Source organism: Streptomyces sp. A3M-1-3 (genome assembly GCF_024213665.1).
Lineage (GTDB): Bacteria > Actinomycetota > Actinomycetes > Streptomycetales > Streptomycetaceae > Streptomyces.
The window spans coordinates 32,959-59,123 of sequence record NZ_JANAVP010000015.1; the positions used below are offsets into that span (position 1 = coordinate 32,959).

At 72.0% G+C, this 26,165-nt stretch carries 29 protein-coding genes and 3 pseudogenes; 20 read left to right on the plus strand and 12 right to left on the minus strand.

Annotated features, from left to right (window positions below; all coding sequences use genetic code 11):
* On the plus strand, positions 1–681 hold the full coding sequence (locus NLX86_RS18510) for a UdgX family uracil-DNA binding protein (protein ID WP_254372820.1): 681 nt from the start codon (positions 1–3) through the stop codon (positions 679–681).
* Between the two features lie 49 nt (positions 682–730).
* On the opposite strand, the gene NLX86_RS18515 is transcribed toward NLX86_RS18510, so the two are convergent.
* The 4 genes and pseudogenes from NLX86_RS18515 to NLX86_RS18530 form a co-directional block, all read right to left on the minus strand.
* Positions 731–1,057, minus strand: coding sequence for a plasmid stabilization protein (locus tag NLX86_RS18515; RefSeq protein ID WP_254372821.1), 327 nt, complete (start codon positions 1,055–1,057; stop codon positions 731–733).
* Between the two features lie 99 nt (positions 1,058–1,156).
* A pseudogene (locus tag NLX86_RS18520) lies at positions 1,157–2,406 on the minus strand (cytochrome P450).
* A gap of 64 nt (positions 2,407–2,470) precedes the next feature.
* A complete protein-coding gene (locus tag NLX86_RS18525; protein WP_254372822.1) occupies positions 2,471–3,673 on the minus strand; it encodes a glutamate--cysteine ligase in 1,203 nt (400 codons plus the stop codon).
* Between the two features lie 335 nt (positions 3,674–4,008).
* Positions 4,009–4,757: pseudogene (locus NLX86_RS18530) on the minus strand (SDR family oxidoreductase); the annotation flags it as partial.
* A gap of 77 nt (positions 4,758–4,834) precedes the next feature.
* Here NLX86_RS18530 and NLX86_RS18535 point away from each other — a divergent pair.
* Genes NLX86_RS18535 through NLX86_RS18545 form a run of 3 tightly spaced genes read left to right on the plus strand, consistent with a single transcriptional unit; the run spans position 4,835 to position 6,473 of the window.
* Positions 4,835–5,452 (plus strand): nucleotidyltransferase family protein, encoded by a 618-nt coding sequence (locus NLX86_RS18535; protein WP_254372823.1) that lies wholly within the window; start codon positions 4,835–4,837, stop codon positions 5,450–5,452.
* Entirely contained in the window at positions 5,449–5,703 is a 255-nt protein-coding gene (locus tag NLX86_RS18540) for a hypothetical protein (RefSeq protein WP_254372824.1), read from the plus strand. The genes NLX86_RS18535 and NLX86_RS18540 overlap by 4 nt, the downstream gene beginning before the upstream one ends.
* Positions 5,700–6,473 carry a metallophosphoesterase gene (locus tag NLX86_RS18545; protein ID WP_254372825.1) on the plus strand — a complete coding sequence of 258 codons (774 nt, stop codon included), beginning with the start codon at positions 5,700–5,702 and terminating at the stop codon, positions 6,471–6,473. Before NLX86_RS18540 ends, NLX86_RS18545 begins: the two co-directional genes overlap by 4 nt.
* 63 nt (positions 6,474–6,536) lie before the next feature.
* On the opposite strand, the pseudogene NLX86_RS35095 reads toward NLX86_RS18545, so the two are convergent.
* Positions 6,537–7,442 (minus strand): annotated as a pseudogene (locus tag NLX86_RS35095) (SpoIIE family protein phosphatase); the annotation flags it as partial.
* A 485-nt stretch (positions 7,443–7,927) separates the two neighbouring features.
* On the opposite strand from NLX86_RS35095, the gene NLX86_RS18550 reads away from it, so the two are divergent.
* Together NLX86_RS18550 and NLX86_RS18555 are read left to right on the plus strand one after the other, a co-directional pair.
* Positions 7,928–8,449, plus strand: a complete 522-nt coding sequence (locus NLX86_RS18550; RefSeq protein WP_254372826.1) for a VOC family protein — start codon at positions 7,928–7,930, stop codon at positions 8,447–8,449.
* Between the two features lie 125 nt (positions 8,450–8,574).
* Positions 8,575–9,354, plus strand: coding sequence for a GntR family transcriptional regulator (locus tag NLX86_RS18555; protein ID WP_254372827.1), 780 nt, complete (start codon positions 8,575–8,577; stop codon positions 9,352–9,354).
* A gap of 141 nt (positions 9,355–9,495) precedes the next feature.
* Here the strand turns inward: NLX86_RS18555 and NLX86_RS18560 are convergent, their stop codons facing one another.
* On the minus strand, positions 9,496–9,699 hold the full coding sequence (locus tag NLX86_RS18560; RefSeq protein WP_107014974.1) for a cold-shock protein: 204 nt from the start codon (positions 9,697–9,699) through the stop codon (positions 9,496–9,498).
* A gap of 387 nt (positions 9,700–10,086) precedes the next feature.
* On the opposite strand from NLX86_RS18560, the gene NLX86_RS18565 reads away from it, so the two are divergent.
* The gene (locus NLX86_RS18565; RefSeq protein ID WP_254372828.1) at positions 10,087–10,575 is read left to right on the plus strand and encodes an SPW repeat protein; all 489 of its coding nucleotides are present in this window, start codon (positions 10,087–10,089) and stop codon (positions 10,573–10,575) included.
* Positions 10,576–10,731: 156 nt separating this feature from the next.
* Here the strand turns inward: NLX86_RS18565 and ligA are convergent, their stop codons facing one another.
* Positions 10,732–12,822, minus strand: a complete 2,091-nt coding sequence (gene ligA, locus NLX86_RS18570) for an NAD-dependent DNA ligase LigA (protein ID WP_254372829.1) — start codon at positions 12,820–12,822, stop codon at positions 10,732–10,734.
* Between the two features lie 147 nt (positions 12,823–12,969).
* On the opposite strand from ligA, the gene NLX86_RS18575 reads away from it, so the two are divergent.
* Positions 12,970–13,176, plus strand: coding sequence for a cold-shock protein (locus NLX86_RS18575; RefSeq protein ID WP_254372830.1), 207 nt, complete (start codon positions 12,970–12,972; stop codon positions 13,174–13,176).
* 119 nt (positions 13,177–13,295) lie between these two features.
* On the plus strand, positions 13,296–13,700 hold the full coding sequence (locus NLX86_RS18580) for a hypothetical protein (RefSeq protein WP_254372831.1): 405 nt from the start codon (positions 13,296–13,298) through the stop codon (positions 13,698–13,700).
* A gap of 24 nt (positions 13,701–13,724) precedes the next feature.
* On the opposite strand, the gene NLX86_RS18585 is transcribed toward NLX86_RS18580, so the two are convergent.
* Positions 13,725–14,420: a type 1 glutamine amidotransferase domain-containing protein gene (locus NLX86_RS18585; protein ID WP_254372832.1), complete on the minus strand. Its 696-nt coding sequence runs from the start codon at positions 14,418–14,420 to the stop codon at positions 13,725–13,727.
* 198 nt (positions 14,421–14,618) lie between these two features.
* Between NLX86_RS18585 and NLX86_RS18590 the strand changes: the two genes are divergently transcribed.
* The 3 genes from NLX86_RS18590 to NLX86_RS18600 all read left to right on the plus strand — a co-directional run bounded on the left by NLX86_RS18590 (position 14,619) and on the right by NLX86_RS18600 (position 16,542).
* Positions 14,619–14,900, plus strand: a complete 282-nt coding sequence (locus NLX86_RS18590) for a chaplin (protein ID WP_254372833.1) — start codon at positions 14,619–14,621, stop codon at positions 14,898–14,900.
* Positions 14,901–15,090: 190 nt separating this feature from the next.
* Positions 15,091–16,074 (plus strand): fibronectin type III domain-containing protein, encoded by a 984-nt coding sequence (locus NLX86_RS18595; RefSeq protein WP_374213913.1) that lies wholly within the window; start codon positions 15,091–15,093, stop codon positions 16,072–16,074.
* 96 nt (positions 16,075–16,170) lie between these two features.
* Entirely contained in the window at positions 16,171–16,542 is a 372-nt protein-coding gene (locus NLX86_RS18600) for a VOC family protein (protein WP_254372835.1), read from the plus strand.
* 15 nt (positions 16,543–16,557) lie between these two features.
* On the opposite strand, the gene NLX86_RS18605 is transcribed toward NLX86_RS18600, so the two are convergent.
* Together NLX86_RS18605 and NLX86_RS18615 are read right to left on the minus strand one after the other, a co-directional pair.
* Positions 16,558–16,986 (minus strand): PP2C family protein-serine/threonine phosphatase, encoded by a 429-nt coding sequence (locus NLX86_RS18605; protein ID WP_308409609.1) that lies wholly within the window; start codon positions 16,984–16,986, stop codon positions 16,558–16,560.
* Positions 16,987–17,091: 105 nt separating this feature from the next.
* Complete coding sequence (locus tag NLX86_RS18615; protein ID WP_254372837.1) at positions 17,092–17,760, minus strand: hypothetical protein; 669 nt, start codon at positions 17,758–17,760, stop codon at positions 17,092–17,094.
* A 191-nt stretch (positions 17,761–17,951) separates the two neighbouring features.
* Here NLX86_RS18615 and NLX86_RS18620 point away from each other — a divergent pair, with 191 nt between their 5' ends.
* From NLX86_RS18620 to NLX86_RS18635, 4 genes are all read left to right on the plus strand, one after another.
* Positions 17,952–19,025: an NAD(P)-dependent oxidoreductase gene (locus tag NLX86_RS18620; RefSeq protein WP_254372838.1), complete on the plus strand. Its 1,074-nt coding sequence runs from the start codon at positions 17,952–17,954 to the stop codon at positions 19,023–19,025.
* A gap of 79 nt (positions 19,026–19,104) precedes the next feature.
* Positions 19,105–19,791: a glycosyltransferase family 2 protein gene (locus tag NLX86_RS18625; RefSeq protein WP_254372992.1), complete on the plus strand. Its 687-nt coding sequence runs from the start codon at positions 19,105–19,107 to the stop codon at positions 19,789–19,791.
* A complete protein-coding gene (locus NLX86_RS18630; protein WP_254372839.1) occupies positions 19,788–20,420 on the plus strand; it encodes a DUF2064 domain-containing protein in 633 nt (210 codons plus the stop codon). Before NLX86_RS18625 ends, NLX86_RS18630 begins: the two co-directional genes overlap by 4 nt.
* On the plus strand, positions 20,417–21,097 hold the full coding sequence (locus NLX86_RS18635; protein WP_254372840.1) for a class I SAM-dependent methyltransferase: 681 nt from the start codon (positions 20,417–20,419) through the stop codon (positions 21,095–21,097). The genes NLX86_RS18630 and NLX86_RS18635 overlap by 4 nt, the downstream gene beginning before the upstream one ends.
* A gap of 65 nt (positions 21,098–21,162) precedes the next feature.
* Here NLX86_RS18635 and NLX86_RS18640 read toward each other — a convergent pair whose 3' ends face one another.
* Together NLX86_RS18640 and NLX86_RS18645 are read right to left on the minus strand one after the other, a co-directional pair.
* Positions 21,163–21,555 (minus strand): hypothetical protein, encoded by a 393-nt coding sequence (locus NLX86_RS18640; protein ID WP_254372841.1) that lies wholly within the window; start codon positions 21,553–21,555, stop codon positions 21,163–21,165.
* On the minus strand, positions 21,555–22,688 hold the full coding sequence (locus NLX86_RS18645; RefSeq protein ID WP_254372842.1) for a molybdopterin-dependent oxidoreductase: 1,134 nt from the start codon (positions 22,686–22,688) through the stop codon (positions 21,555–21,557). The genes NLX86_RS18640 and NLX86_RS18645 overlap by 1 nt, the downstream gene beginning before the upstream one ends.
* Before the next feature lie 105 nt (positions 22,689–22,793).
* Between NLX86_RS18645 and NLX86_RS18650 the strand changes: the two genes are divergently transcribed.
* From NLX86_RS18650 to NLX86_RS18665, 4 genes are all read left to right on the plus strand, one after another.
* Positions 22,794–24,200: a glycosyltransferase 87 family protein gene (locus tag NLX86_RS18650; protein WP_254372993.1), complete on the plus strand. Its 1,407-nt coding sequence runs from the start codon at positions 22,794–22,796 to the stop codon at positions 24,198–24,200.
* Positions 24,201–24,230: 30 nt separating this feature from the next.
* A complete protein-coding gene (locus NLX86_RS18655) occupies positions 24,231–24,962 on the plus strand; it encodes a flavodoxin family protein (protein WP_254372843.1) in 732 nt (243 codons plus the stop codon).
* 5 nt (positions 24,963–24,967) lie between these two features.
* On the plus strand, positions 24,968–25,423 hold the full coding sequence (locus NLX86_RS18660; protein WP_254372844.1) for an SRPBCC family protein: 456 nt from the start codon (positions 24,968–24,970) through the stop codon (positions 25,421–25,423).
* Positions 25,424–25,490: 67 nt separating this feature from the next.
* Entirely contained in the window at positions 25,491–26,111 is a 621-nt protein-coding gene (locus NLX86_RS18665) for a dihydrofolate reductase family protein (protein ID WP_254372845.1), read from the plus strand.
* The last annotated feature ends 54 nt before the right edge of the window (positions 26,112–26,165 follow it).

Consider the following 26,165-nt stretch of genomic DNA (forward strand, 5'->3'; position numbering starts at 1 on the left):
ATGAGCGGTGACGATGCGCATGCTGGCGGAGAGGCGTATGACGCCACCCCGTACGTTCCCCGCCGTGGCGGGCTCCAGGCACACCGACGCGCCGCAGCGAGCTGCAAGGGCTGCCCGCTGTTCGAGAACGCTACCCGGACCGTGTTCGGCGCGGGCGATCCGGCGGCGCGGATCGTCCTGGTCGGCGAGCAGCCCGGCGATCAGGAGGACCGGCAGGGCGAGCCGTTCGTGGGCCCCGCCGGCCGCCTGCTCAGGGATGCGCTGAAGGAGGCGGGCCTCGACCAGGAGCGGGTGTACGTCACCAACGCGGTGAAGCACTTCAGGTTCACCGTGGCGGAGCGGGGCGAACGCCGGATCCACAAGGCCCCGAGCCCGAAGGAGATGACCGGGTGCAAGCCCTGGCTCGACGCCGAGTTGGAGCTGGTCGACCCGGACGTGGTGGTAGCGCTCGGCGCCACGGCCGGCAAGGCGCTGCTCGGACGGTCGTTCCGGGTAGCCAAGGACCGTGGCGCGCTGATCCCCCTGCCGCTACGGGAGAGGGGGGACGGCCACGCCGAGGAGGCGAAGGGACACGTCGTGGCCACCCTGCACCCCTCGGCGGTCCTGAGGTCCGACGATCACGAAGCGGCGTACGCGGGCCTCGTCGCCGACCTGCGCGTGGCCGCGGACGCTCTGCACTGAGGCCGCGGGCCGGCCGCCGACCCGGCCGTCACTTTGCCCTTCGTTTCCTTCAGCGTTCCAGGGAGCGCTTCAGTTCGGCCTTGTTCATCGAGGAGCGGCCGTGGACATTGCGGCGCTGGGCCTCGGCGTACAGCTGGTCGTAGGTCGGCCCCTGCGAGCCCTTGTGGGAGCGCTCACCGCCGCGCTGGGACGAGGACTTGGGGTCCTGCGTGGAACTCTTGCTCGCCGTGCGGGACTCGCCGGAGCGGGCGCGTTCCTTGTTCACCGTGCGGGCGGCGATCTCCTCGGCGCGCTTCTTGCTCTCCCCGCGCTCCTCCGCGCTTTCCTTGATGTGTTCGTACTGACGTTCCCGCTTGGGGCCTGAACCGCGAGGCATGATGACTCCGTTTCTGAGGTCGTATGTGGCGGGGGCGCTTCCCGTCTACCCTGCGCCGCACGACATACCCGCGCAAACGGGGCGCCGGGTGCGTACGGTTCAGGGCCGCCGGGACAGCACGAATCCGCTGCTCGGGCGGGTGGGCATCCGGCGCAGGGGGATCGTCAGATCCTGCTCGGGAACGGTGTAGTCCAGCCGGGCAAGTTCCGTGGAAAGGGTGGAGAGCAGTGCGACGGTGAGATCCTCGCCGGGGCACCGGTGTCCGTCGTACGCGTCGCCACCGCCCTGGGGGATGAGCTCGTCGCGGTACGGCGGCCGGCCGGCGAAGCGACGGGGGTCGAAACTGTAGGGCGCGCTCCACAGTTCGGGGTCGTGGTTGTGCCCGTCCAGCAGCACCATCGTGCCGCGGGGAATCCGTTCGCCGTGCCAGTACAGGTCGTCGGCCGCCAGGCCGACCACGAACGGGGCGAACGGATAGAAGCGGCGGACCTCGTGGGCGAACGCGTCCGCGTACCCGGATTCGTCCTTGCGGAGCTGCTCGCGGTGATCGGGCCACCGGTGCAGCGCGTGCGCGGCGAAGGTGACGAACCAGGCGATCCCCACGGTGGGGCGGACGATGTTGAGGATTTCGACGGCGGCCGTGTGGGCGTCGAGCGCCCGTCGGTGTCGCGGTGCCACGCCACCGTCTCCAGCGCCGAGCCGGCGGGACGGTCGGCGCCCGCCGGGCCGGTCGTGCTCGCCGGGCCGGCCTCCTGGGCCGCACCGCCGCGGGTCCGTACGACCAGGCCCGCAAGCGCTTCTTCCTGCCGGGCACGGGTCCGGCGGGCCCGCCAGTGCCGGGCCCCGGCGTGGCGAAACCGTCGACCATGGCGAGGGTGTCCTGGGCCATCTGCCGCGCTCCTTCGTCGGAGAGAGGGATGCCCGCCCGCCCGCAGACGGCGCGCGTAGCACCAGGGCGCTCTCGTCGAACAGGACCACCTCCCGGCCGTGCCACTCGCCGAGGGCGTGCTGCCACTCCTTCCTGGTCCGTTCCACGAGCGCGGCGGCACCGCCCGAATCCGTGAGCAGCGACATGAACATGGCCTTGCGCACCCGGTGCACCTCGCCGTCGAGGGTGTGTACCGCACCGCGGCCGAAGAGGGTGTCCAGTACCGGGCCGGGCCGGGCAGCGCCGAGCGGCGCCGCACATGATGCTCGTCGTAGAAGAACTCGACCGCCTCCGGGCCGTGCACCGCGATCGCACGCCGCCCCATCAGCCGGGTGCGGACCGGTGCGCCGTCACTGCGACGCCGCCGGTCGGGCAGCCAGGCGTAGCCGTTGACGAGCAGGGCCGCGGTGCTGTCCGTCACATGGGGCATACCCCGCCGGCACCCCTGTGGCGCTGACGCACACACGGCCGGCGCCGTCCCCGGGTCAGGCCGCGCTGGTGGCGGCTGCCAGGTGGTCGACCACGTCCCGCAGGCCGCCCCTGCGGCGGTAGACGGCCCGCTGCCGGTCGGCGCCGCTGCCGATGCGGCGCCGACGGGCGAGGAGTTCGCGTACGAGCTCCAGGTCACCGGCCGCCACCAGCCCCGGCGTAGCGCGCTCGACCAGGGCGTTCACCAGCTCGTGGACGGGCACGTGCCGTCCGGTGAGCGCGTCGAGGCACGGCCCCTCGGTGCCGTACCGGGCCGCGTGCCAGTGCGCCGCGTGCAGACGGGTGACCGGGATGTCCGGCGGAGGTCCGCCGCCGCCGCGCGCTTCGGCCAGCAGCGTCGCGGCCAGGCCACGGACCAGCGCGGCGTAGAGCACGGTGGTGTCCAAATCCGCGTTGACGTCCGCGACGCGCACTTCGAGCGTCGGTACGTGCTCGGACGGGCGTGCGAACCAGTAGATCATCCGGCGGTCGAGCAGAATCCCGGAGGACACGAGCGCTTCGGCGGTCTCCTCGTACCCGGCCGCGTCCAGGAGCGGCGGGGGCTCCGCCGTCGGCCAGCGGCCGAACTCCACCGAGCGCCAGCTGCCGTACCCCGTGTCGTGCCCGCCGGAAAAGGGCGAGTTGACCACGAGCGCCTGGAGCACCGGAAGCCACGGGCGCAGATGGTTCGCCAGCAACAGCGCCTGGGCGCGGTCGGCGGTGCCGATGTGCACGTGGCAGCCGCAGGTCACCCCGCCGCTGCCGTCCACGAGGGCGCCGCACAGAGCCGCCATCCGCCGGTAGCGCGAGGTGTCCGTGACCGGGAGCGGCTCCGGCGGGGGCACCACGGCCGTGCCGGAAGCGATCAGCAGGCTGTCCGCCTCCCGGGCCGCCTGTGCCGCGATGGCCCGCAGCCCGGCCAGCTGGCCGCGCAGATCGGCACACGAGGTGGTCGGGAGCGTACAGACCTCCACCTGGGCGCGGTAGAACTCGGCCTGGACCTGGTCACCCAGTACCCGCGAGGCGGCCTCGATCACCTGCGCCGCACGGGCCACCGGGGCCCGACTGCGGCTGTCGACGAGCAGGAACTCCTCCTCCACTCCCATCGTCGGTACGAGAATCTCGCCACCGGCGACCGTGGTCGGCACCGATCCGGGCCCGGGCTGCGGCTCCGGCTCGGGCCGGAGGCCTTCGCGCGTGTACGGCTCGACAGCGGTCATGCGGCGCATCTACCCCATGCCTCACCAGGGAACCTTCCACGCCTCGATCCGTGCCGCGATCATTCGACCACCAGTTCGCACAGCAGCTGCTGTGCCTCGGCCGGCAGGCCGCCGAGCGATGTGCGCGAAAACGGCCATCTGCTGGAGCCCCGACCGCAGGGAGCCGTAGACCGTGCTCTGCACCAGGACGACCGCCGCCCACGGGGCCATCAGGGCCATCGGGCGCGTCCCACCGCCACCCCGTCACCGCCCAGGCGGGCAGGGCGGTCCCCGGCGGCCTTGGGGGACTGCGTGGTCAGGTCGCGCTCGGGGCCGGCGCTCGTCAGGGCTCGCCGCAGGGGCGTCCAGCCGGTGGCGTTGACGATCTCCGCGGTGATGTAGCCCGCCTGCGGTGAGGCGAGGCAGACGTAGGCGGGCGTCATCTCGGCCGGCTGGGCGGGGCGCCCCAGGGGAGACTGCTTTCCGAACTCGACTGTGTCCGGCATCGTCGCGGGGATCAGCGGCGTCCAGACCGGGCCTGGCGCGACCGCGTTGACGCGGATACCGTCGCGCGCCGCCATCTGCGCCAGCCCCTGCGTGCAGGTGACGATGGCGCCCTTCGTCATCGCGTGGTCGAGCAGGTGGGGGCTCGGGCTTGTACGCCTGTACGGACGTGGAGTTGATGATGCTGCCGCCCATCGGGATGTGCGGCAGCACCTTCTTCGACAGCCAGAACATGCCGTAGAGGTTCGTGCGCGTGACCCGGTCGAACTGCTACGTGGTGAACGCGCCGATGCCGTCCGGCTGCGGGATGTCGCAGGGCACGGCGACGGCTTTCCGGCCCGCTTCATCGACCAGCCGCGCTGTCCTGCGGGCGTCGCCCTCTTCCGGCGCCAGATACATGAAACAGCACGTCCGCGCCCTCGCGGGCGAAGGCCAGGGACATCCCCCGGCCGATGCCCTCCAGGAGTCCACTGCCGCGGTAGGACTCCTCGCCGTGGTCGGGCGGCTGGTGCCACTGCGACAACCCTCGCGTTCCCGGAAGCCGACGGACAAACCATGGGGCGGGCGCGTACGAGCCGGGCGTGACTCGATGGGGGATCATTTAGTGCGAAAAGGGTACGCGGATTGCTGCCGGTCCCGCTCGGCCCGGCGGTCGGGACGCAGAGCAACGGAGACCATGTGAAGACCTACTCCGAAGGCACCACCCCACACGGCGAGGGCCCCCTGCCCGCGGATCACACTCAGGCCATCCTCGAGACGACCAAACGGGTGGCGAGCCTGCTCAAGACGTCGGGGTGCCCCTTCGCGCTCGCCGGCAGCGTCGCCGCGTACGCGCACGGCGTGCCGGCGAACCTCCAGCACGACACCGATTTCGCCGTCAGACGCGAGGACGCGGTAGAGGTCGTGCGGACCCTCGAGCAGGCCGGTGTCGAGATCCGGCATCCGCCGGAGGACTGGCTGATCAAGGCCAGGTGGGGCGGCGAGGAGATCGACCTGATCTTCGAGCTGGCTCACCGGCCGGTCACCTCCGAGCTGCTCGGACGGGCGCGGATGCTTCCGGTGGACTCGGTGCACATGCCGGTGCTGGCACCGGACGACCTGCTGGGGAGCCTCCTGTACGCCCTGTCCGAGCACCACTGCGACTTCGGAGCCCTGCTCCCCATCGCCCGGACCCTGCGGGAGCGCATCGACTGGGACCACCTGCGCCGGGAGCACCGGGATTCACCGATGCCCGACGCCTTCCTCTATCTGCTTGAACGTCTCGGCGTGATCGACCGGCAGGAGGAACGCTCATGACACAGGGGGAGAACACCGAGTACCGCATCGCCCACCTGCTGGAGAAGCTGGCGAGCGAGGACATCGCCGAACTCGGGGTACGCATCGAGATGCGCGGCGGATCGGTCCTGCTCTCCGGCAGCGTGTCCACAATGGCCTGCCGGGATGAGATCCTCCGCATCGCTGAAGCCGAACTGACCGGGCTGCCCGTCCTGGACGACTTGACGGTGGCCCACTCCAATGCCCCCGACGGCCCCGAGGAGCTGGCGTGATCCGTGTGGCAGCTGTAGGCGACATTCATCTGGGCAAGGACAGCAAGGGCCTGCTCCGGCCCGCCTTCGACACCCTGGCGAACCATGCCGACGTACTCCTGCTCGCGGGCGACCTCACACGCCATGGCACGGTGGAGGAAGCGAGAGTGGTCGCCGGGGAAGTGGCGGGCCTGCCGGTGCCGGTGGTCGGCGTCCTGGGCAACCACGACTACCAGAGCGATCAGGAGGAGGCGGTCACGGCCGTGCTCACCGATGTCGGCGTGACCGTACTCGAAGGCGAGGGCGCCCAGTTCGACATCGGCGGCACCATGCTCGGCGTCGCCGGCACCAAGGGATTCGGCGGCGGCTTCGCCGGGCGCAGCGCGGGCGAGTTCGGTGAGCCGGAGATGAAGGCGTTCGTCCGCTACACCCGCCGCTGCGCGGACAGCCTCCGCCGCTCCCTGGAGGAGCTGGCGGCGGGCGGCTGCGACGTACGCATCGCCCTGACGCACTTCTCGCCGGTGCCGGACACACTGGCCGGGGAGCCGCTGGAGATCTACCCGTTCCTCGGCAGCTATCTGCTCGCCGAGGCCATGGACACGGCCGGCGCGGACCTGGCCGTGCACGGTCACGCCCACCTGGGCACCGAGCACGGCATGACCGTCGGTGGGGTACGCGTACGCAACGTCGCCCAGCCGGTGATCGACCGGGCCTTCGCGGTGTACCACCTTCACGTCAAGGGCCAGGATCCCGCCCAGCCGACTGTGCACTCCGTCCCGGCCGGCATCTGAGCACGGCACCCACCGCGGCGCTCCGGGACCCTCGAGGAGCTGTTCGGTCCAGATGGTCTTGCCCGAGGCGGTGTACCTGCTGCCCCAGCGGTGCGTGACCTGAGCGACCAGGAACAGGCCCCGGCCGCCCTCGTCGGTGAGTCGCGCCCGGCGCAGATGGGGCTGGGTCCGCCCGGGGTCGGACACCTCGCAGATGAGCCGCTGGTCCTTGATCAGCCGTAGACCGACCGGACCTCCCGCGTAGCGAATGGCGTTGGTGACCAGCTCGCTGACGATGAGTTCGGTACTGAAGACCAGGTCCTGGAGGTCCCACGCGGCCAGCTGCTCGGCGACCAGGAAACGCGCGCGGGCCACGTGGCTGGGGTCGGGTGGCAGCTCCCAGGCGGCGGTGCTCCCCGCGGGCAGGGCGCGTACCCGGGCCAGGAGGATGGCCAGGTCGTCCGTTCTGCGCTCCGGCATGCCCGCCAGGATGCGCTGTCCGATTTCGGTGACCGGCTGCCCGCTCGCGCTCCCCTGCCCCACGGACTCGCGCACCCGCCGCAGCCCCTTCTCGGAGCATCCGGGCGCCTCTTCGCCGATCAGTGCCCCGCTGCAGAAGGCCGGCAGGTCATCGGGCTCCAGGTACAACTCCACCGGCTCGGACGGGACTCCGCCCGTGCCCAGGGCCGGGCCGAGGACGAGCTCCAGGTCCGCTGCCCGGCCCCGCCCCTTGGCGGCGAACAGGGGAGCGGGGTGCCCCGCGGAGGCGATCAGGCACTGGCGGCTGACCGGGTCGTAGGTGGCGTACAGGCAGGTGGCACCGACGAGGGCGCTGTCCGGGGCAGGGCCGTTGCCGCGCCGCTGCTCGCTCTCGGCGAAGCGCACGACCAGGTCGTCCAGATGACTGAGCAGCTCGTCGGGGGCCGGGTCCAGGTCGGCCAGCGTCTCCACGGCCGCTCTGAGCCGCCCCATCGTGGCGGTGGCGTTCAGCCCGTCCGGCGACCTTGCCCATCACGAAGGCGACCCGCGTGGAAGACAGCCCGATGACGTCGAACCAGCTTCCGCCGATCCCCGCCGTGGTGCTGGCCGGCACATAGATTCCGGAGGTCTCGGCGGCGCTGGCGTCGACCGCGGGCCGGGGCAGCAGGCCGCGCTGCAGCGCCTCCGTCGTACGGCACTCCTTGTCGTCGGCGAGCAGCACACGGAGGTGGGTCAGGTCCTCGAGGAAGGCAGCCGATCCGGCGCGCAGGTGCTCGCTCTCCACGCTCTTGGTACGGATCGTGACGCCGAGTTCGTGGACTTCGGTGGGCCACGGACCGTCGGCGGAGGCGACGGCGACGCGGCGCAGCGGTGCCCCGGTGAAGAAGTAGTCGGCCGACTCGTCTCCCAGGAGCACGGACTCGTTGACGTCGGCCGCGGCCAGGTCGGCGAAGGCGGGGACAAGCACGTCGACCAGTTCCTGGGCGATGCGCGTGATGTCCAGCGAGCCGCCGATGCGGGCCGCTGCGGCGTGGACCAGGTCGAGTCGCTGCTGCGCACGCGAGTCGGCCGCCGTGCCGCCTGGGGACGGCTCGGCGGTGAACCACTACACCGCCATCTTCGACGACGCACGCGTGCTGGATGTGCATCGCTACAGCGACGCGGGACCCGGGGAGCCGGGATCGGTCATGACCATCACCTTCGAACTCGCGGGACAGGAGTTCATCGCACTGAACGGCGGGCCGCAGTTCCCGTTCACCGAGGCCGTCTCGCTCTCCGTGGACTGCGCCTCGCAGGAAGAGGTGGACCGGTTCTGGATGAGGCTCACCGACGGCGGCGAAGAAGGGCCGTGCGGATGGCTGAAGGACAAGTTCGGCCTGTCCTGGCAGATCGTCCCGAGAAAGCTGACCGAGCTGTTGGGCGATCCCGACCCGGTCAAGTCCCAGCGGGTGATGGAGGCTCTGTTCGGGATGAAGAAGATCAACATTCAGAGCCTGATGGACGCCGCCGAGCAGTGATCCCCGTCTGTCTCCGTCGCCGGGTTCACGCCAATGATGGCGACCCCCCTTCACTAGAGGTATAGACCACTGCTAGACAGGGGTGGTCGCGCTACACAACCGGAGGGACACCGAAAGTGACAGCGATGGAAGATGCGCCCGGTCACCAGGACGACTCCCGCACGCAGGCCCTTCGCTACGCGGGCGTCGCCGACGCGATCCGTACGGCCGTCAACAGCGGCAGCATGACCCCCGGAACGCGCCTGCCCGCCGAACGCGAGCTGGCGCGGCAGCACGCCGTCCACCGCCAGACAGTGCGTCAGGCGTTGCAACTCCTGCGGGAAGAAGGCCTGGTGAGTACGGACCGGAGGGGAACCGTGGTGCGACGCCCCGGCTCCCGCGCCGAGCTGCTGCAGGCACCCTCGGAGGTACTCTTCCCCCTCGGCGCCCTCACGGCCGGCTCCCACAACCGGATCACCACCCGGCTGAGCTGGGAGCCCGTTCCCGCCGCCTACGCGGCCCAGTTGGGCAGCACACCGGCAGCCCGCACCCTGGTCCACCACTACCGCGCCGTCTCGTCCACCGGCGACGTCACCCTGCACGCCGTCAGCTACCTGTCCCCCACCGCGGTCACCGAGATACCGCTGCTGTCCCGCTACCGGCGCCATCTGCCCCACCACTCCCATAGCGATCTCCGGCGTCTCTACCAGTGGATGGCCGACGCCGGGATGGCCCTGGAACACAGCGAAGCCCTTACGCTCGCCGCTCCACAGGGCGCCGGACCGGCGGCGCCACGCGTCCGGATTCAGCGGCACGTACGCGACCAGTACCACCGCACCCTGGAGATCAGCCGGATCACCCCTGCCGGCGGCGACCTGACCTATCGCTTCACCGCGCCGGCCAAGCCCGCGTTCCAGCCGGCGTAGCGGCAGCCGCCGTCGCTGCCTCCGCTCTCAGTCAGGCCGGCGAGCAGCGGCAGGCCGGAGATACCCGCCCGCCGCCGTGCCGCGGGAAAGGCGCAGGGCCCGCACCCCGGATCGGGGTGCGGGCCCTGCGCTTTCGAGTCCTCAGGCGGGGACGATGTTCTCCGCCTGGGGGCCCTTCTGGCCCTGGGTCACGTCGAAGGTGACCTTCTGGCCCTCCTGGAGCTCACGGAAGCCCTGGGTGGCGATGTTCGAGTAGTGGGCGAAGACGTCGGGGCCGCCGCCGTCCTGCTCGATGAAGCCGAAGCCCTTTTCCGAGTTGAACCACTTCACAGTTCCGCTGGCCATGTGTCTCCTCCAAAGGGGACTCGTAGCGGTTCCCGCACCATGCGGGAACCGGAGGTGATCGCCCTGGTCCAGAGACGCTGAACAGCAAAAACGCCCGTGCCACACACGCTCACGAGCGACCGGTGCTTCGGAACCACGACAGCTGCATGTGACGCTACACGGCGCCGTGCGTCTCGGCCAGCAGAAGGATCAAGCCGGAGGCCGGATTCCATCGGCGCGCCCGAGGAGGCGCCCCGGCTCTGGCCAGCGGCTGCCCCGCGCCGCCGGGAGCGCCCGCGCGCACAGGCGCGGCTTTTCGCCCGTTCCCCGAGTTGACCGGGATGGGCGCACAAGCGTTACATAGGACGTAAAGGGCAGATAAAGGCTTCTACCAGGAGGCGGCCCGCAATGACCACCCACCCAAGCATCGAGCAACACCCCGACCTCGCCGAGATGCGTTCTCGGTTCGAACGGGCAACCACCACCCCCCGTGCGCAGGCCATCGAAACACTGGCCCTCCTCACAGGTCTGTACCTGGCGGCCTCGCCGTGGATCGCCGGCTTCAACGGCCTGACCACACTGGCCGTCTCCAACCTGATCACCGGCATCTGCTACGCCCTGTGCATGGGCGGGTTCGGCTCTGCGTACGAGCGCACCCATGCCATGGCCTGGGCCGCCACCGCCATCGGCGCGTGGACGATCATTTCCCCCTGGGTCGTGGCCGGTAATGTCGCCACGACCCGCAGCGTGGTCAGCAATGTCATCGTCGGCTGCGTGGCACTGCTGCTCGGTCTGGCGATGGCCGCCATGGCCGAACGCAAGACCCCGGGCGCCGGCAGTCGCGTCGGCCGCGGCCGGCAGGGCGGAGCGGGCGAGAACATCGACCCGATGCGCTGACCCGCACCCGCATTCCACCAGGGCCCTGGCCTCCCACGAGGTCGGGGCCTGGCCTCAGGAGAGGACGACCACGGCGAGGACCTGCCAGTAGGACTCGTCCAGCATCAACTGGAGCATGAACAACCACGGGCTTTCGGGGGAACGGCGGCCGGGCTTTCAGTCTCCGGGCAGGGCTGCCGCGACGAGATCCGCGAACTCGTCCGGAGTCGCTGTGCGGATACCGAGGTCCTCGGCCTTGGCCCGCTTGGAGCCGGCGTTCTCCCCGGCGACGAGCAGCGACGTGCGCTTGGAGACGCTGGAGGATGCCTTGCCCCCGGCGCGTTCTATCAGCTCGTTCATCTCGTTGCGGCTGAGCTTCTCCAGCGGCCCGGTCATCGCCCCCGTGACCACCACGGTCATGCCGTCCAGCGGCCCGCTGCCGGCATCTGCCGCCGGGTCGCTCGCCTCGCCGGCGACGGGCGGCGTCGCTCCCGGCTCAGTCATGTTCACGCCGACGGCGACGAGCTTGTCGATGAGCGGTGCGAGTTCGGCGAGTTCCGCCACGATCACCGGGGCCTTCTCCACTCCGATGCCCTCCACCTGCTGGACGGCTTCGGCGTCGGCGGCGCGCAGCTGCTCCATCGTCGCGAAGTGCCGCGCGATACGGCGGGACATGGACCTGCCCGTACCGCGCACGCCGAGGGCCGCCAGGACGCGGGCCAGCGGCCGGGTCCTGGCCTGCTCGATCGCGGCCAGCAGATTGTCGGTGCTGGTCTCCCCCATCCTGTCCAGGGACAGGAGCTGTTCGCGGGTGAGGGAGAACAGGTCGGCGAAGTCCCTGACGAGACCGGCCTCGACCAGCTGGACGGCCCGGGTGCCGCCGAGCCCTTCGATGTCGAGCTGGTCGCGCCCGACCGCGTACGAAAGGGAGGCGACCGCATGGCAGTTGCGGCCACGGCTGCATCTCCACCGCTGCTCGGAGGTGTCGATGCCGGAGCCGCACTGCGGACAGACCTCGGGGAACGCGATCGCCGTCTCGGAGCCGGTGCGCAGGTGGGCGACGGGCGCTTCGATGCGGGGGATGATGTCGCCGGCCTTGTAGACCATCACCTGGTCACCGATGCGCAGATCGCGGCGGGTTATGTCGGCCGGGTTGTGGAGGGTGGCGTAGGTGACGGTCGAGCCGTCGATCTCCACCGGTTCCAGGACCGCGCGGGGGGCGATGATGCCTGTGCGGCCGACGTTCCACTCCACCGCGAGAAGCTGGGTGACCTTCTCCACCGCCGGCAGCTTGTACGCGATCGCCCATCGGGGTGCCCTGGTGCCGGATCCCGCCGCACGCCGGTCGGCTGCCAGGTCGGCCTTGATGACTATTCCGTCGATCCCGAACGGCAGCTCGGCGCGCAGCGCGGCGATCTCCTCCACCCGCGCCTGCACCTGGTCGGCCGCGGCCACGGTTCGCGGCGGTACCGCCGTGCCCGCCGCGGTGTGCACGCCGAGCCCGGCTACGTACGCCAGGACCTCGCTGTGCGGCTCGTCCTGGAGCCGGCCCGTGAGGTCGCCGGAGCCGGGCAGCGGCAGCGGCAGCGGCAGCGCGTCGTAACAGGAAAATGTCATCTCCACCGTGTACGGGCGGTCCTTGGCGCGCAGTGTGCCGGCCGCGCCGTTGCGCGGGTTGGCAAACGGCGCCGCGCCGTGTCCGGTGCGGGTCGCGTTGGCCCGTTCGAACTGCGCGGTCGTCATCAGGACTTCGCCGCGGACCTCCAGCGTGACCGGCCGGTCCAGCCGGCCGGGCAGGCCGACGATGGTTCCGATCGCGTGCGATACATCCTCCCCGGCGCTCCCGTCGCCGCGGGTGATCAGCTGGACCAGCTTTCCGTCGTGGTAGCGGGCGGCGACGGCCAGGCCGTCCAGCTTCGGCTCCACGCTCCACTGTTCGAGCGGCCGGCCGATCCGCCGCTCCAGGGAGGCCGCCCACGTCGCGAACTGCTCGGCGGAGAAGACGTTGTCCAGGCTCAGCATCGGCACTGTGTGCGGCACATCGCCCACCGCGGCCCCGCCGGCGACCTTCCCGGTCGGCGAGTCGGGCAGCACCTCGTCCGGGTGCTCGTCCTCGTAGGCCGCGAGGGCGCGCACCAGACGGTCGTACGCGTCGTCGTCCAGCGGGCTCTCGCCCGTCGCGTAGTACGCGGCCGCGGCCTTCGTGGCGGTCTCGACCGCCTCGGCGTAGGCGGCGGTGTCGGCAAGGGCGGCGGAAGTGGTCTTCATGACTGTCATCCTGCCTCCCACCACTGACAGCGCCGCCCGGCCGCGCCCGCGGCGGCGGCCTCACCCGTCCGGCGGCGCGTTCACCTGGCGCGGGGCGGGAAAACTGGAGGTGAGGCGCCGCCCCGCGGCACGGACCGAAGGATTGAGATGGCAACTGGCACAGTGAAGTGGTTCAACGCCGACAAGGGTTTCGGCTTCATCCAGCAGGACGACGGAGGCCCGGACGTGTTCGTCCACTTCTCCGCCATCGTGGCCCAGGGGTTCAAGGCTCTCGACGAGGGCGCCAGGGTCGAGTACGACGTCACCCAGGGCCCCAAGGGCCCGCAGGCGGAGAACGTCATTCCCCAGGGATAGGGCCCCGGCGTCCCGGAGCGTTCGTGTCGGGGTGAACGTTCCTGTCGGTGGGTGTGGCGGAGGCCGTACGCGGCCCTGCCACGCCCACCTCGGCATGCCGCCCTGACACCCTGGCCTCCATGAACGCACCCACCCGCGGCTCATGGCTGCGCGCCGGAATCAGCCGTGACGGCGGCCCCCTGGCGGAAACCGAACACGTCGTATGGCTCCAGTCCGGCGACCACTACGCCGACAGCCGCGGCTTCGCCGGAAGGACCACGTACGACGGCGAACAGGTCCACTTCCACCACGACGTCGGTACGCCCGGCCAGGACGTCGGCACCTTGCGGTCCGATGGTGACAACCTCGTCGAGACCGGCACCAACCCCGACGGGAGCACCTTTCTCGAGGTCTGGATGCCGCTGCCGGACAGCGACGGCCCCCTCGGCTTCTGGCGCGTGGGCGACGCGCAGACCGTCCGGGTCGGCAGGCATGTCGTGCACGTCGACAGCACGGGCGGCCGGCACTTCGTGCTCCCCGACTGAGCGCCTTGCTGCCGGTCCGGACTGTCAGTCCAGCACTTTGAGCATCTCGGCGGCGAGCGGGGCGGACGAGGCCGGGTTCTGACCGGTGTACAGGTTCCGGTCGGCGACCACGTGCGGGGTCCACGGCTCGCGCTCCCGGAAGTCCGCGCCAAGCGCGACGAGACGGTCCTGAAGCAGCCACTTCGCCCTGCCGGCCAGGCCGGCCTGCGTTTCTTCGGCGTTGGTGAAGCCGGTCAGCCGGTAGCCCGCGAACGGCCACGTGCCGTCCGGGCGTTCGGCCGCGAGCAGCGCCGCCGGGGCGTGGCAGACGACACCGAGCGGCCTGCCCGAGTCCAGCGCACCGGTGAGCAGCCGGCCGGCGACGGCGCTGACGGCCAGGTCCTCCATCGGTCCGTGGCCGCCGGGGCAGAACACGGCGGCGTAGTCGGAAGGCTCGACCTCCTCAAGCCTGACCGGGTGCCGCAGGGCGGTGAACGCCTCGAGGCCGGCGGCAACGGCGTCCGCACCCGCCTGCCCGCCGTTCGCCTCGGGCGGCAGGCTCGCCCTGTCCACGGTCGGGACCACGCCGCCGGGTGTGGCGACGACGACCTCGTGACCGGCCTCGGTGAAGGCGCGGTACGGGGCGACGGCCTCCTCGGCCCAGAAGCCGGTGGGGTGTTTGGTTCCGTCGGCCAGCGTCCAGTGGTCGGCGCCGGTCATCACGAACAGGATCCTTGCCATCTCGTCTCTCTCCGTCCGTCGATGCTCTGACGTTGTGTTCCCAGAGCGTCGTCCTGTTGACGAGCCGGAAGCGGGCCGCCACGCCACGTCGTTCATCAAGTAGGCCGAACGCGCGTGACCCCGCGGCGTTCTCCGCGTTGAACGGGGCGTCAATGCCGCAGGTCCTGCGGCAGGTCCTCATTTTGCAAGGAGATCTCGATGTCGCGTATCGCGAAGGCAGCAGCCGTCACCGCTGCCGCCGGTGCTGTCCTGGCCGCCGGTGCCGGCGTGGCCACCGCCGATGCCGGAGCCGGCGCCGCCGCCATCGGTTCCCCCGGTGTCGCGTCCGGCAACGCCGTTCAGGTTCCGATTCACGTCCCGATCAACCTGTGCGGTAACACCGTCAACGTCATCGCACTGCTCAACCCGGCGTTCGGGAACGAGTGCGAGAACGGTTCCGACGACCACGGCGGCTACGGACACGGCGGCTACGGACACTGATCCACGGCTGGGGGACGGCAGCAAAGGCAGCCGCCCCCCACTCGCTCGCCCTACGGCCTCCCGTCGCAGCTCTGCGGCGGGAGGCCGGTCCGTTTCACCCGTAGCGGGGCCCGCGCTCTTGCTGCCGGACCACGGCTGTGCCATATATGTCTAGACCATTTCGTCGGACGGAGGCATTCCCGTGCTTCGGATCCCCCGGCTCGCGGCTCTGTTGCGCGCCGCCTCCCTGACCGGCGCCGCCTGCCTGATTCTGGCCGTCTGCGGGCCGGAGGAGCGGGACTCGCAGAGCCCACCCGCACCGGCCGGGGTCACCGCCCGGGCCGGCAGCGCCACTTCGGTCCACGTGATGTGGGACCAGGCGGCCGGCACGGCCGGAGTCACCGGCTACGAGGTCTTCCGGGGCGGCGAGAGGGTCAAGGCCGTCCCCGGCGAGAAGCACATGACCGACATCGAAGGACTGACGCCCTCGACCGCCTACACCTTCACGGTCCGGGCGCGGGACGCTGCGGGCAACGTCTCCCCGCACAGCTCGGCCGTGCCCGTCACCATGCCCGCACCGGCTGTTGACGACGGTGTGGCGCCCACCCCGCCGACGAAGCTCACGGGCCGCGCCGACGGTGCCCGCGCCGCCACCCTCGCCTGGGCCGGGTCCACGGACAGCGTGGGAGTGACCTCGTACGACATCTATCAGAGCGGTACGCGGATCCACAGCGTGAGCGGCAGCGCGACCGCCGCTCGCGTCACCGGTCTGCGCCCCGACACCGTCTACACCTTCACCGTCAGGGCCCGCGACGCGGGCGACAACTCCTCATCCGCGAGCGGGGCCGTGGACATCACCACCGCTCCGGCGAAGGGAGGCGGCACGAGCACGGCGCCCGCCGAGTTCCGGGCCGTATCCGTCACCGAGGCGGGCGCGCGGGCCATCGAGCTCTCGTGGGTGCCCCCGCGGACCGACGAAGCCGTCGAGGAGTACCAGATGTTCCTCGACGGCACACTCACCACAACGATCCGGTGGGGCGCCGCGCCTCCGGCCGGGAGGGCGACGTACCGCTTCGACGCCGGCGACGGGCCAGGCGCCACCTACCGGGTGAAGATCCGCGCCAGGCTCCCCGACGGGAACTGGGGCGCCTTCTCGGCGCAGCGGACGGTGGTCCTGGACGACGGCGGCACATGATTCTTCATATCTTGCCGGAATGTCTTCCTCGGGGTGTTATGGCCGGTGGAGCCCTCCGTGCACACCCCGACGTGCACACCACAGAAGGGAAGCGCCATGTTCCGCAACACCGAGGCGTTCAGCGGATTCGCCGTGGACGACCTGCAGAAAGCGAAGCAGTTCTACGGCGAGACGCTGGGCCTGCGCGTCTCCGAGGAGAACGGGCTGCTGTTCCTGCACATCGCGGGCGGCCGCGACATCCTGGTCTACCCCAAGGACGACTACACCCCGGCGACGTACACGGTCCTCAACTTCCCCGTGGACGACATCGACCAGGCCGTCGACCAGCTGACCGCGAGCGGGGTGACCTTCGAGCGCTATCCGCAGATGGAGGCCGACGAGAAGGGCATATGGCGCGGCGAGGGCCCGGACATCGCATGGTTCAAGGACCCTGCCGGCAACATCCTGTCGGTGCTGAAGGAAGGGTGACTCCTGGACTGCCGGTCATGAGCCCACCTGGAGGGCCAGCAGGCAGGTGCCGTCCTCCAGCGCCTCCCCCGCGTAGCCGGCCACGATGGTGTCCTGTGCCCGCTGGGGGGTGAGGCCGTCGCAGGAGAGCAGCGTCTCCCGCAGCACGCCGATGCCTTCGGTGATGTCCTCTCCCCGGCGCTCGACCATGCCGTCGGTGTAGAAGAGCAGCAGATCCCCGTCCCGCAAGGAGTCCGTGGCGGTGGTGTGCTGGTGGCCTGGCAGCACCCCGAACAGCGGGCTCCGGTGCTCTGAGTCCAGCAGGGACACCGTCCCGCGGCGCAGCAGCATCGGCGGCGGGTGGCCGGCGCAGGCCCACCGGAAGGTCCGCCGGTGGTCGATGTGTCCGATGATCCCGGTCGCCGACAGGCGGCCGGGTCTCCGCACAGCAACTCGTTCAGCCACATGGTCAGTTCGCCCGCGTGGGTTCCCGGAGTGTGCGCGAGACCCGCCAGCGCGTGGCGCTGCTGAGCCTTCCGGGCGACGGCGCCCAGGCCATGACCGCTGGCGTCACCGATGGCGACCAGAATCCGGCCGTCCGGCAGCAGCCGGCACTTGTACCAGTCCCCGCCGACCGCCGCGTGCTCCTCGGCCAGCCGCTCGGTCTCCGGCCGGGTCGCCTCGGTCCCCGCACGACGCGGCGTCGTACAGCAGCTGGGCGCGGTGCAGCCGGCCTTCCCACTGCTCGGTGTTGTCCACGGTGAGCGACTTCAGGGCCCGGCCCGTCCGCAGCACTCCTTTGAAGGCGTCGAGGAGGCCGCTGGCCTCGGCTCCCGGCCGCACGGCCGGCAGCCTTCGGCCCACCTGCCGGTCGGGTGCGTCGAGCCATTGCGCCGAGCGGACGTGGTTGCCGGCCCGGATGAGGAAGTCGACCGTCTCGCCGTCCTCGCCGCGCACCGGCGCCAGTAGCGCGGCGGACACCGGGATGGCCGGCAGGGTCGCGCACAGGCACGCCCACGGGTCGTGCTCCGGGCCGGGGTCGGAACAGCTGTGGCCCGGCCCCTCGCTCTGGCCGCAGGGGCAGGCCGGGGCAGGAGCCTCCGGCGCGGCCTCGACGGTGGGCCTCGCGTCGGCGTGCCACACCCCCGCCCAGCGGCGGGCCTCGGCCCGCAGCCCGCTGATCTCACGCTCGATGAGCCGTTTGAGGGATGCGGCGTCCTGCGGGACTGCCCGGTTCATCGGAAGGTCACCGGCTCGGAGCCGACACGGCGTACGCAAACGGGACTCACTCCTCGGGCGTGCGTCGAGGCGGCCATGAGGCGTTCCCGGCCGATCCTGGGATTCCCGCCGGGGCCGCACGATCTTACGGACCCATGACGTCCCGGCGCGCACACGGGGAATGCGGCACTGCAGCGCCTAGCGTCCCCGTCATGCGTGTACTTGTCACCGGAGGCGCCGGCTTCATCGGCTCGCACATCGTGACGGCTCTCGCCGCCCGCGGCCACGAGCCGGTCGTACTCGACGCCCTGCTGCCCTCGGCCCACCCGTCGGCCCCACCGCCGCCCGCCGCCGAGTGGATCCAGGCGGATGTACGGGACCGGCCGGCCCTGTCCCGCGCGCTGCTCGGCGTGGACGCGGTCTGCCATCAGGCTGCGATGGTCGGCCTCGGCAAGGACTTCGCCGACGCGCCGGCCTATGTGGAGTGCAACGACCTCGGGACGGCTGTGCTGCTCACGGCCATGGCGGAAGCCGGCGTGCGTGATCTGGTGCTGGCCGGGTCGATGGTCGTGTACGGGGAAGGACGGTACGACTGCCCTCGGGACGGCACGGTCAGGCCGGGACCGCGGGCCGCGGAGGATCTCGACGCCGGGCGCTTCGAACCGCGGTGCCCGCGCTGCGGCGCGGAGCTGACGCCCGGAGAGGTGGGCGAGGACGCCCCGGCCGATCCGCGGAACGTGTACGCCGCCACCAAGGTCGCCCAGGAGCATCTGAGCGCGGCGTGGGCGCGGGCGACGGGCGGGCGGGCCGTGTCGCTGCGCTACCACAATGTGTACGGGCCGGGGATGCCGCGCGACACGCCGTACGCGGGGGTGGCTTCCTTCTTCCGTTCGGCGCTCGCCCGCGGCGAGGCGCCAAGGGTGTTCGAGGACGGCGGCCAGCGGCGGGACTTCGTGCACGTACGGGACGTCGCCGCCGCCAACGCGGTCGCTCTGGAGGCCGTCGCGGGCCGGGAGCCGGGCGCGCTCACCCCACTCAACACCGGCAGTGGCGAGCCGCACACGGTCGGGGAGATGGCGTGGGCGCTGGCCCGGGCGCACGGCGGCCCCGACCCCGTGGTGACCGGCGAGTACCGGCTCGGGGACGTGCGGCACATCACGGCCTCCTCGCGGCGGCTGGCGGCCGAGCTGGGCTGGCGGGCCGAGACCGGTTTCGCCGCGGGGATGGCGGAGTTCGCGCGGAGCGGGCTGCGCGGGGCTGGGAGCGCCGATGTCCGAGTTCCGTAAGAACTCCTCGCCCCGGACGAGCGGCCGGGATTCGTACGGTGAAGACGTGAGCGAGCCGGCCGAACGGACCGAACCGACGGTGGACGTGGTGCTCCCGTGCCTGGACGAAGCCGCGGCCCTGCCCTGGGTCCTGAAGCGCATCCCGGAGGGCTGGCGGCCCATCGTGGTCGACAACGGCTCGTCCGACGGGTCCGCCGACGTCGCCCGCGGGCTCGGCGCCACCGTGGTGCACGAGCCGCGGCGCGGCTTCGGCGCCGCCTGCCATGCCGGACTGCTGGCGGCCCGGGCGGAGTTCGTCTGCTTCTGCGACTGCGACGCCTCGCTGGACCCCGGCCTGTTGCCCCTGCTCGTACGCGAAGTGGCGGGCGGCCGCGCCGACCTGATGCTGGGGAGGCGGCGTCCGCAGGGGCGCGGCTCCTGGCCGCTGCATGCCCGGGCGGGGAATCTGGCGCTGTCCGCGATGGTGCGCCGGCGTACCGGGCTTCGGCTGCGCGATCTGGGTCCGATGCGCGTCGCGCGGCGGGAGCCGCTGCTGGCTCTCGCGCTCACCGACCGGCGCAGCGGCTATCCGCTGCAGATGGTCGTACGCGCCGCCGATGCGGGCTGGCGGGTCCGCGAAGCGGATGTCCCGTACCGGCCCAGAACCGGGCGGTCGAAGGTCACCGGGACGTGGCGGGGCACCTGGCAGGCCGTGCACGACATGCGCGCGGTGCTGGCGCAGCCGCCGGTGGCCGTCCCGGCGCGCGGTGGGGCGGGCGCCCGGTGACCACGCTGCTCGTCATCGCCAAGGAGCCGGTGCCCGGCCGGGTGAAGACCCGGCTCACCCCGCCGTACTCGCCCGTGGAGGCGGCCCGGCTGGCCGAGGCCGCGCTCGCTGACAGCCTCGCGGCGGTCGCGGCGGCGCCGGTCCAGCGGCGCGTGCTGGTCCTGGAGGGCGAGCCGGGCAGCTGGCTGCCGCCCGGTATCGAGGTGGTGGCGCAGGGCTCCGGCACGCTGGACGAGCGGCTGGCCGCGGCCTTCGGGCTGTGTTCCGGGCCGGCCCTGCTGATCGGCATGGATACTCCGCAGGTCACTCCGGAGATCCTTGCTCCCGCGCTGGCCGCGGACGCGTGGTGGGGCTGCGACGCGTGGTTCGGACCTGCCGCCGACGGCGGGTTCTGGGCTCTCGGCCTCGCGGAGCCGGACCCGGAACTGCTGCGCGGGGTGCCGATGTCCGTACCGGAGACCGGTGAGGTACAGCGGCAGCGGCTCACCGGCGCCGGGCTGGCCGTGCGCGACCTGCGGGTGCTGCGCGATGTCGACACGGCGGCCGACGCGCGGCTGGTGGCGGCCGAGGCGCCGCACAGCCGGTTCGCCGCGACGCTGGCCGCGCTGGAGCGGGCGGGGGGCAGGTGACCGCCGACGGGGCGCTGCGCGCGGGCGGAGCCGCGGCGTGGCAGGCCGATCCGTACACGTACGCGCTGCGCACCGGCCGGGGCCCGCTGTTCCTGCGCCGCCACGACGGCCGGCTGCTGCCCCTGGAGGTCGAGCGGTGGTGTGCGGCGGCCGACTCCGCCGACCTGACCGTGCTGAAGCGGTGCCGGGGTGCCGTGCTCGACATCGGCTGCGGTCCGGGGCGGCTCGTCACAGCGCTCGCGGAGCTGGCCAGGCCGGTCCTGGGGATAGACGTGAGCCCGGTCGCGGTGGCCCGCACCGTGCGGTCGGGCGGCAGTGCGCTGTGCCGCTCGGTCTTCGATCCCCTCCCCCGTGAGGGCAGTTGGGACACCGCGCTGCTCATCGACGGCAACATCGGGATCGGCGGCGATCCCCCGGCGCTGCTCGCCCGGCTCGGCCGCCTCGTCCGACGGGACGGCACCGTGCTGGCCGAAGCGGCCCCGCTCGACCTGGACGAACGCGTCCTGGTCCGCGTCGACGACGGCCGGGGCGCGCTCGGCTCGGTCTTCCCCTGGGCGCGCGTCGGCGCTCCGGCGCTGCGGCGGCACGCCGAGGCGGCAGGCTGGGCGCGGACGGAGCAGTGGTCCGTCGCGGGCCGCAGCTTCGTCGCGCTACGCCGGCCGGCGGGCTCGGGGTAGGTCCTGTCCGTCACGGAGCGGCTGAGGCCGCGGGCCCGCGGGGTCGACCGGGCAGGGTCCAAAGGCTACTTCTGCCGGCGCGGGCGGGACCGCAACCGTCGGGCCAGGGGCAGCGCGGCGGTGACCACGGCCACCGCGCCGAGTACGAGCAGCCAGTTCTGTACGTAGTCGAGCGGCAGGGCGGAAGGGTTGGTGGGGGCGCCCGGCCGGAGCAGGACCGGCAGTGCGACAACGGTCAGGCAGCCGGCGACGACCAGCGCCGCACGCACCGCGCCGCGCGCCGGAACGCCGGCGAGCAGCAGTCCGGCGGCCAGCACAAGTGGGGCGATCACGCCGTCGTGCAGGACGACCGCACCCGCCAGCCAGACGGCCACGTCGGCCAACTGGCCGCCGCCGGCGAGCAGCGCGGCACCGACGCCCATCAGGAGAACGCCCGTGGCGCCCATGAACACCCGCATCACAGGACCTCCATCCGGGTGACCCATTTGGTCTGCAGTACGCCCGGCCGGTTCGGCGCGATGATGCGGGCGGGGAAGCCGTGGTCGAGTGAGAGGACCTCGCCGTTGAGTCTCAGGGCGAGCAGGGTGAGGGGATCGCGGGCGTAGGTGCGGCCCATGTCCATGACCCGGTAGGCGCCCCGCCGTTCGAGCGAGACCACGCGCAGTCCGGCGCCCGGGCGGGCGCCCGCGCGGTCCAGCAGGTCCCGGACGCGTACGCCGGTCCACTGCGCGGACTTGCTCCAGCCCTCCACGCAGGCGATCGGCAGGGTCACCTCGTGCTGGGGCAGTGCCCGCAGTTCGTCGAGCGTCAGTGCGTACGGCGTGGGGCCGTACACGTTCAGCCGCCAGCCGGGTACGGACTCTGCGGTGACGCCCGCGGCGGCCGCCGTGCGGTTGACCGGCAGGCCCTGCGGGCCGTGGTCCGGATGCCGGGGCGCGAGCAGGTCGAACCGCTTCAGCGGGGTGAAGGACTGGCCGACCGTGGTGACCGTGACCGCCCCGACCGCCGCCGTGACGGCGAGCAGCAGGGAGCGCCGGTCGGGGCCGTCCTCGGCGGGCAGTTCCAGGGTCCCCGGCGACTTCCTGGTCCAATGCGCCCTGATCTGCGGGGCCTTGACGGCGATGTGCAGGAGCAGCGCACCGACCAGTAGCCAGGCCACGGCGAAGTGCACCGGCACGAAGGAGAACGGCCACGGGTACCACTGGACAGTGTTCAGGAGTCCGGAGAACAGCTGGAAGAGGGCCGCCGCGACCAGGACCGCCACCGACAGCCGTTCGAGAGCGTGCCGCACCGAGCGCACGGGAGGCCATACGAACAGCCGCGGGTACACCGTCCACAGCTTCGCCAGCAGCAGCGGGATCGCCGCGATTCCGCTCGCCACGTGGATGCCCTGGGTCAGCCGGTAACCCCACACCGGGCGGCTGGGCAGCTCCCCCGCGAGCCAGCCGGGGGGCCGCTGCAGATAGTGGCTGAGCACACCCGTCAGGAAGCACACCGCGACCGCCACGGCCAGCCGGCGGCCGATCGCCGTGGCCGTCCGGGCGTCGTGCAGCCGGCCGGAGAAGGACGGTGGGGCCAGTCGCAGCTTCATGTCTCCATCACACCCCCGCACAGGGCCCAGCCGGGGCGCCCGACACCTTACGAAACGCGGACGCCGGGTGCGGGACACCGCCCGCCGGGCATCCCGGCTGCGACGCTGAGTCACGTGATCAACCCGCGTACCGTCCGCACCGGCGTCCTGCTGGCCGCACTGGCCGTCGTCCTCACGCTGACCGTCCGCAAGGACGGCTTCCACGCCGATCCTGCGGGCCTGTCCTGGTGGTACGCGGCGAGCTGGCTGCTCTTCGGCGCCGCGGTGTGGTCCCTGCGGAAGGCGCCCGCGGGGCACATCGTGGCCCTGGTACTGGCCGGCGGTATCGCGGTGGCCGCCACTGGCCTGGCCGCTCCGCCGCGCACCAGCACCGATGCGTACCGCTACGCGTGGGACGGCCGGGTGCAGGCGGCCGGGATCTCGCCGTACGACCATGTGCCGGCCGACCAGGAGCTGGCCCGGCTGCGTGACAGCTGGCTCTTCCCCACCGGGGCGGCGTGCGCGGGGCCCGACCGGGCCCGTATCCCCGCCGACGGCGGGGAGGTGGTGGCTTGCACCCGTCTGAACCGGCCGCACGTGCACACCATTTACCCGCCCGTCGCCGAGGGGTACTTCCTGCTGGTCCACTCCCTCTCGCCGGACGGCGCACGCCACAAGCCGCTGCAGACCGGCGGCGCCCTGCTCGCCCTCGGCACCACCGTCGCCCTGCTCGTGGTGCTGCGCCGCCGCGGCGAGGTGCGGTACGCCGCGTACTGGGCCTGGTGCCCGGCCGTCCCGGTGGAGGCGGTCAACAACGCGCACGCCGATGTGCTCGGTGTGCTGCTCGCCGTGGTCGCGCTGGGCGTGGTGAGCATCCACCGGGTGGCCGGCGGGGCCGTGCTGGGTGCGGCGATCGGGACCAAGCTGCTGCCCGCCGTGGTGCTGCCGGGAGCGCTGTCGGGCGTGCGGCGGTTCAGGGACGCGGCGGCCGTGCTGCTGCCCGCCGCCGCGGTGCTCGCCGTCACGTATCTGCCGTATGTGCTCGTCTCGGACGGCTCGGTCCTCGGGTACCTCGGCGGCTATGTGGCGGAGGAGGGCTACGACGACACGTCCACCGCCAAGAACCGTTTCGCCCTGCTGCGCCTACTGCTGCCGGACGCGTGGGCCTACGCGGCCGCGGCCGTCGTCCTGCTGCTCGTCGTCGTCCACGTCCTGCGCCGCGGTGACCCCGAACGGCCGTGGAGCGGCGCCCTGCTGGTCACCGGGACGGCCTTCCTGCTGCTGACGCCGGGCTACTCCTGGTACGCCCTGCTGCTGGTGGCGCTGGTCGCGCTGGACGGCCGCTGGGAGTGGCTGGGCGTCGCCGTCGCCGGAGCGGCCAAGTACGTCACCGGCCGCGCCTTCGACGACGTGTACGAGGCGAACACCGTGGGGACCACGGCGTACGCCATCGCGGCGGCCGCGGTGCTCGTCGGGTGGGCGCTGCGGCGCGCCCGGTGGACCGCCGGGCCCGGGGCGCGCACCCTGGCCTGACGCACTCCCGCCGACCAGAGGAGGCGCCCGATGACCGCGCCGGACCGAACCGCCGATCCCTACCGCTACGAGGACCTGCGGGCCCTCTTCATCAACTGCACGCTGAAGCGCTCCCCGGAGACCAGCAACACCGCGGGGCTGATGGACAAGAGCCGTGCCGTGATGGAGGCGAACGGCGTGACGACCGAGGTGGTCCGGGCCGTCGACCACGACATCGCGACCGGTGTGTGGCCGGACATGACGGAGCACGGCTGGCGGTCCGACGCCTGGCCCGCGCTGTACGAGAAGGTCATGGCCGCCGACATCCTCGTGCTCGGCGGACCGATCTGGCTGGGCGACAACAGCTCGGTCATGAAGCAGGTCGTCGAGCGGCTCTACGCATGCTCCAGCCTGCTCAACGACCGGGGCCAGTACGCCTATTACGGCCGGGTCGGCGGCGCTCTGATCACCGGGAACGAGGACGGCGTCAAGCACTGCGCCATGAACCTCCTCTACAGCCTCCAGCACTTGGGCTACACCGTGCCCCCGCAGGCGGACGCCGGCTGGATCGGGGAGGCGGGTCCGGGGCCGTCCTACCTCGATCCGGGCTCGGGAGGGCCGGAGAACGACTTCACCAACCGGAACACCACGTTCATGAGCTGGAATCTGATGCACCTGGCGGCGATGCTCAAGCGCGCCGGGGGCATCCCCGCGCACGGCAACCAGCGCTCGGAGTGGGACGCGGGCTGCCGCTTCGACTTCCCCAACCCCGAGCACCGATGACCCCCATGTCTGTCATCCGGATCGTCCGCCACACCCGGATGTCCCCAGACGAAGTCTGGCGGCGGCTCACCGACTGGGAGCGGCACGCCGGCCATGTGCCGCTGACCCGGACCGTCGTCCTGACGCCGCCGCCCACGCACGTGGGCACGCGGTTCACCGCCCGCACCGGACTCGGCCGGGCCGGTGTCGACGACCCGATGGAAGTCGTCCGGTGGGAGCCCCCCACCTCTGCACGTCCCGGCCGGTGCAGGCTGGAGAAGCGCGGCCGGGTGGTGCTGGGCTGGGTGGAGATCGAGGTGCGGCCCGCCGGAGCGGGAACCCGGATCCTGTGGCTGGAGGACCTCCGGGTCCGGGGGCTGCCCCGGATCCTCGATCCGCTGACGGTGTCGGCGGGCAGGCTGCTCTTCGGACGGGCGCTCACCGGGCTGCTCGGGGAGAACCCGCGTGGCGCGCACCGATGAGTTCCGGCGCGGCGTGGAGTCTGAACCGGTGAAGACAGGAAAGCCGACCCGAGAAGGAAGTCACGCCATGGCAACGATCACTCTGACCACGTTCCTGTCGCTGGACGGCGTCATGCAGGCGCCCGGCGGCCCGGACGAGGACCGCAGCAACGGGTTCGAGCAGGGCGGCTGGCTGGTGCCGTACGCCGATGACGACATGGAGAGCTTCATGGCCGGCGTGTTCGACGCCGCCGACGGCTTCCTGCTGGGCCGCCGGACGTACGAGATCTTCGCCGCATTCTGGCCGAAGGTGACGGACGAGAACGACCCGATCGCCTCCCGGCTCAACACGCTGCCCAAGTACGTGGCCTCGACGACCCTCGACAAGGCGGAGTGGCACAACTCGACCGTGCTCTCCGGCAATGTCCCCGAGCAGGTGGCCGCCCTGAAGAAGGAGTTCGGCCGGGAGCTGCAGATCCATGGCAGCGGCACCTTGGCGCAGAGTCTGATGGCGCACGACCTGATCGACGAGTACCGCCTGCTGGTCTACCCGGTGGTGCTGGGCGACGGGAAGCGGCTGTTCGCGGACGGGGCGCTGCCCACGGCCCTTGAACTCGTGGACTCCCGGACGACCGGGAGCGGAGTCGCCATCCACACCTACCGGCCGAAGGGACGGCCGACGTATGGCACCTTCGAACTGCCCGAGTGAGTGCTCTGCCCCTCGCCCGGGCGGGCAAGGGGCAGAGCACCGCTGACGGGATGG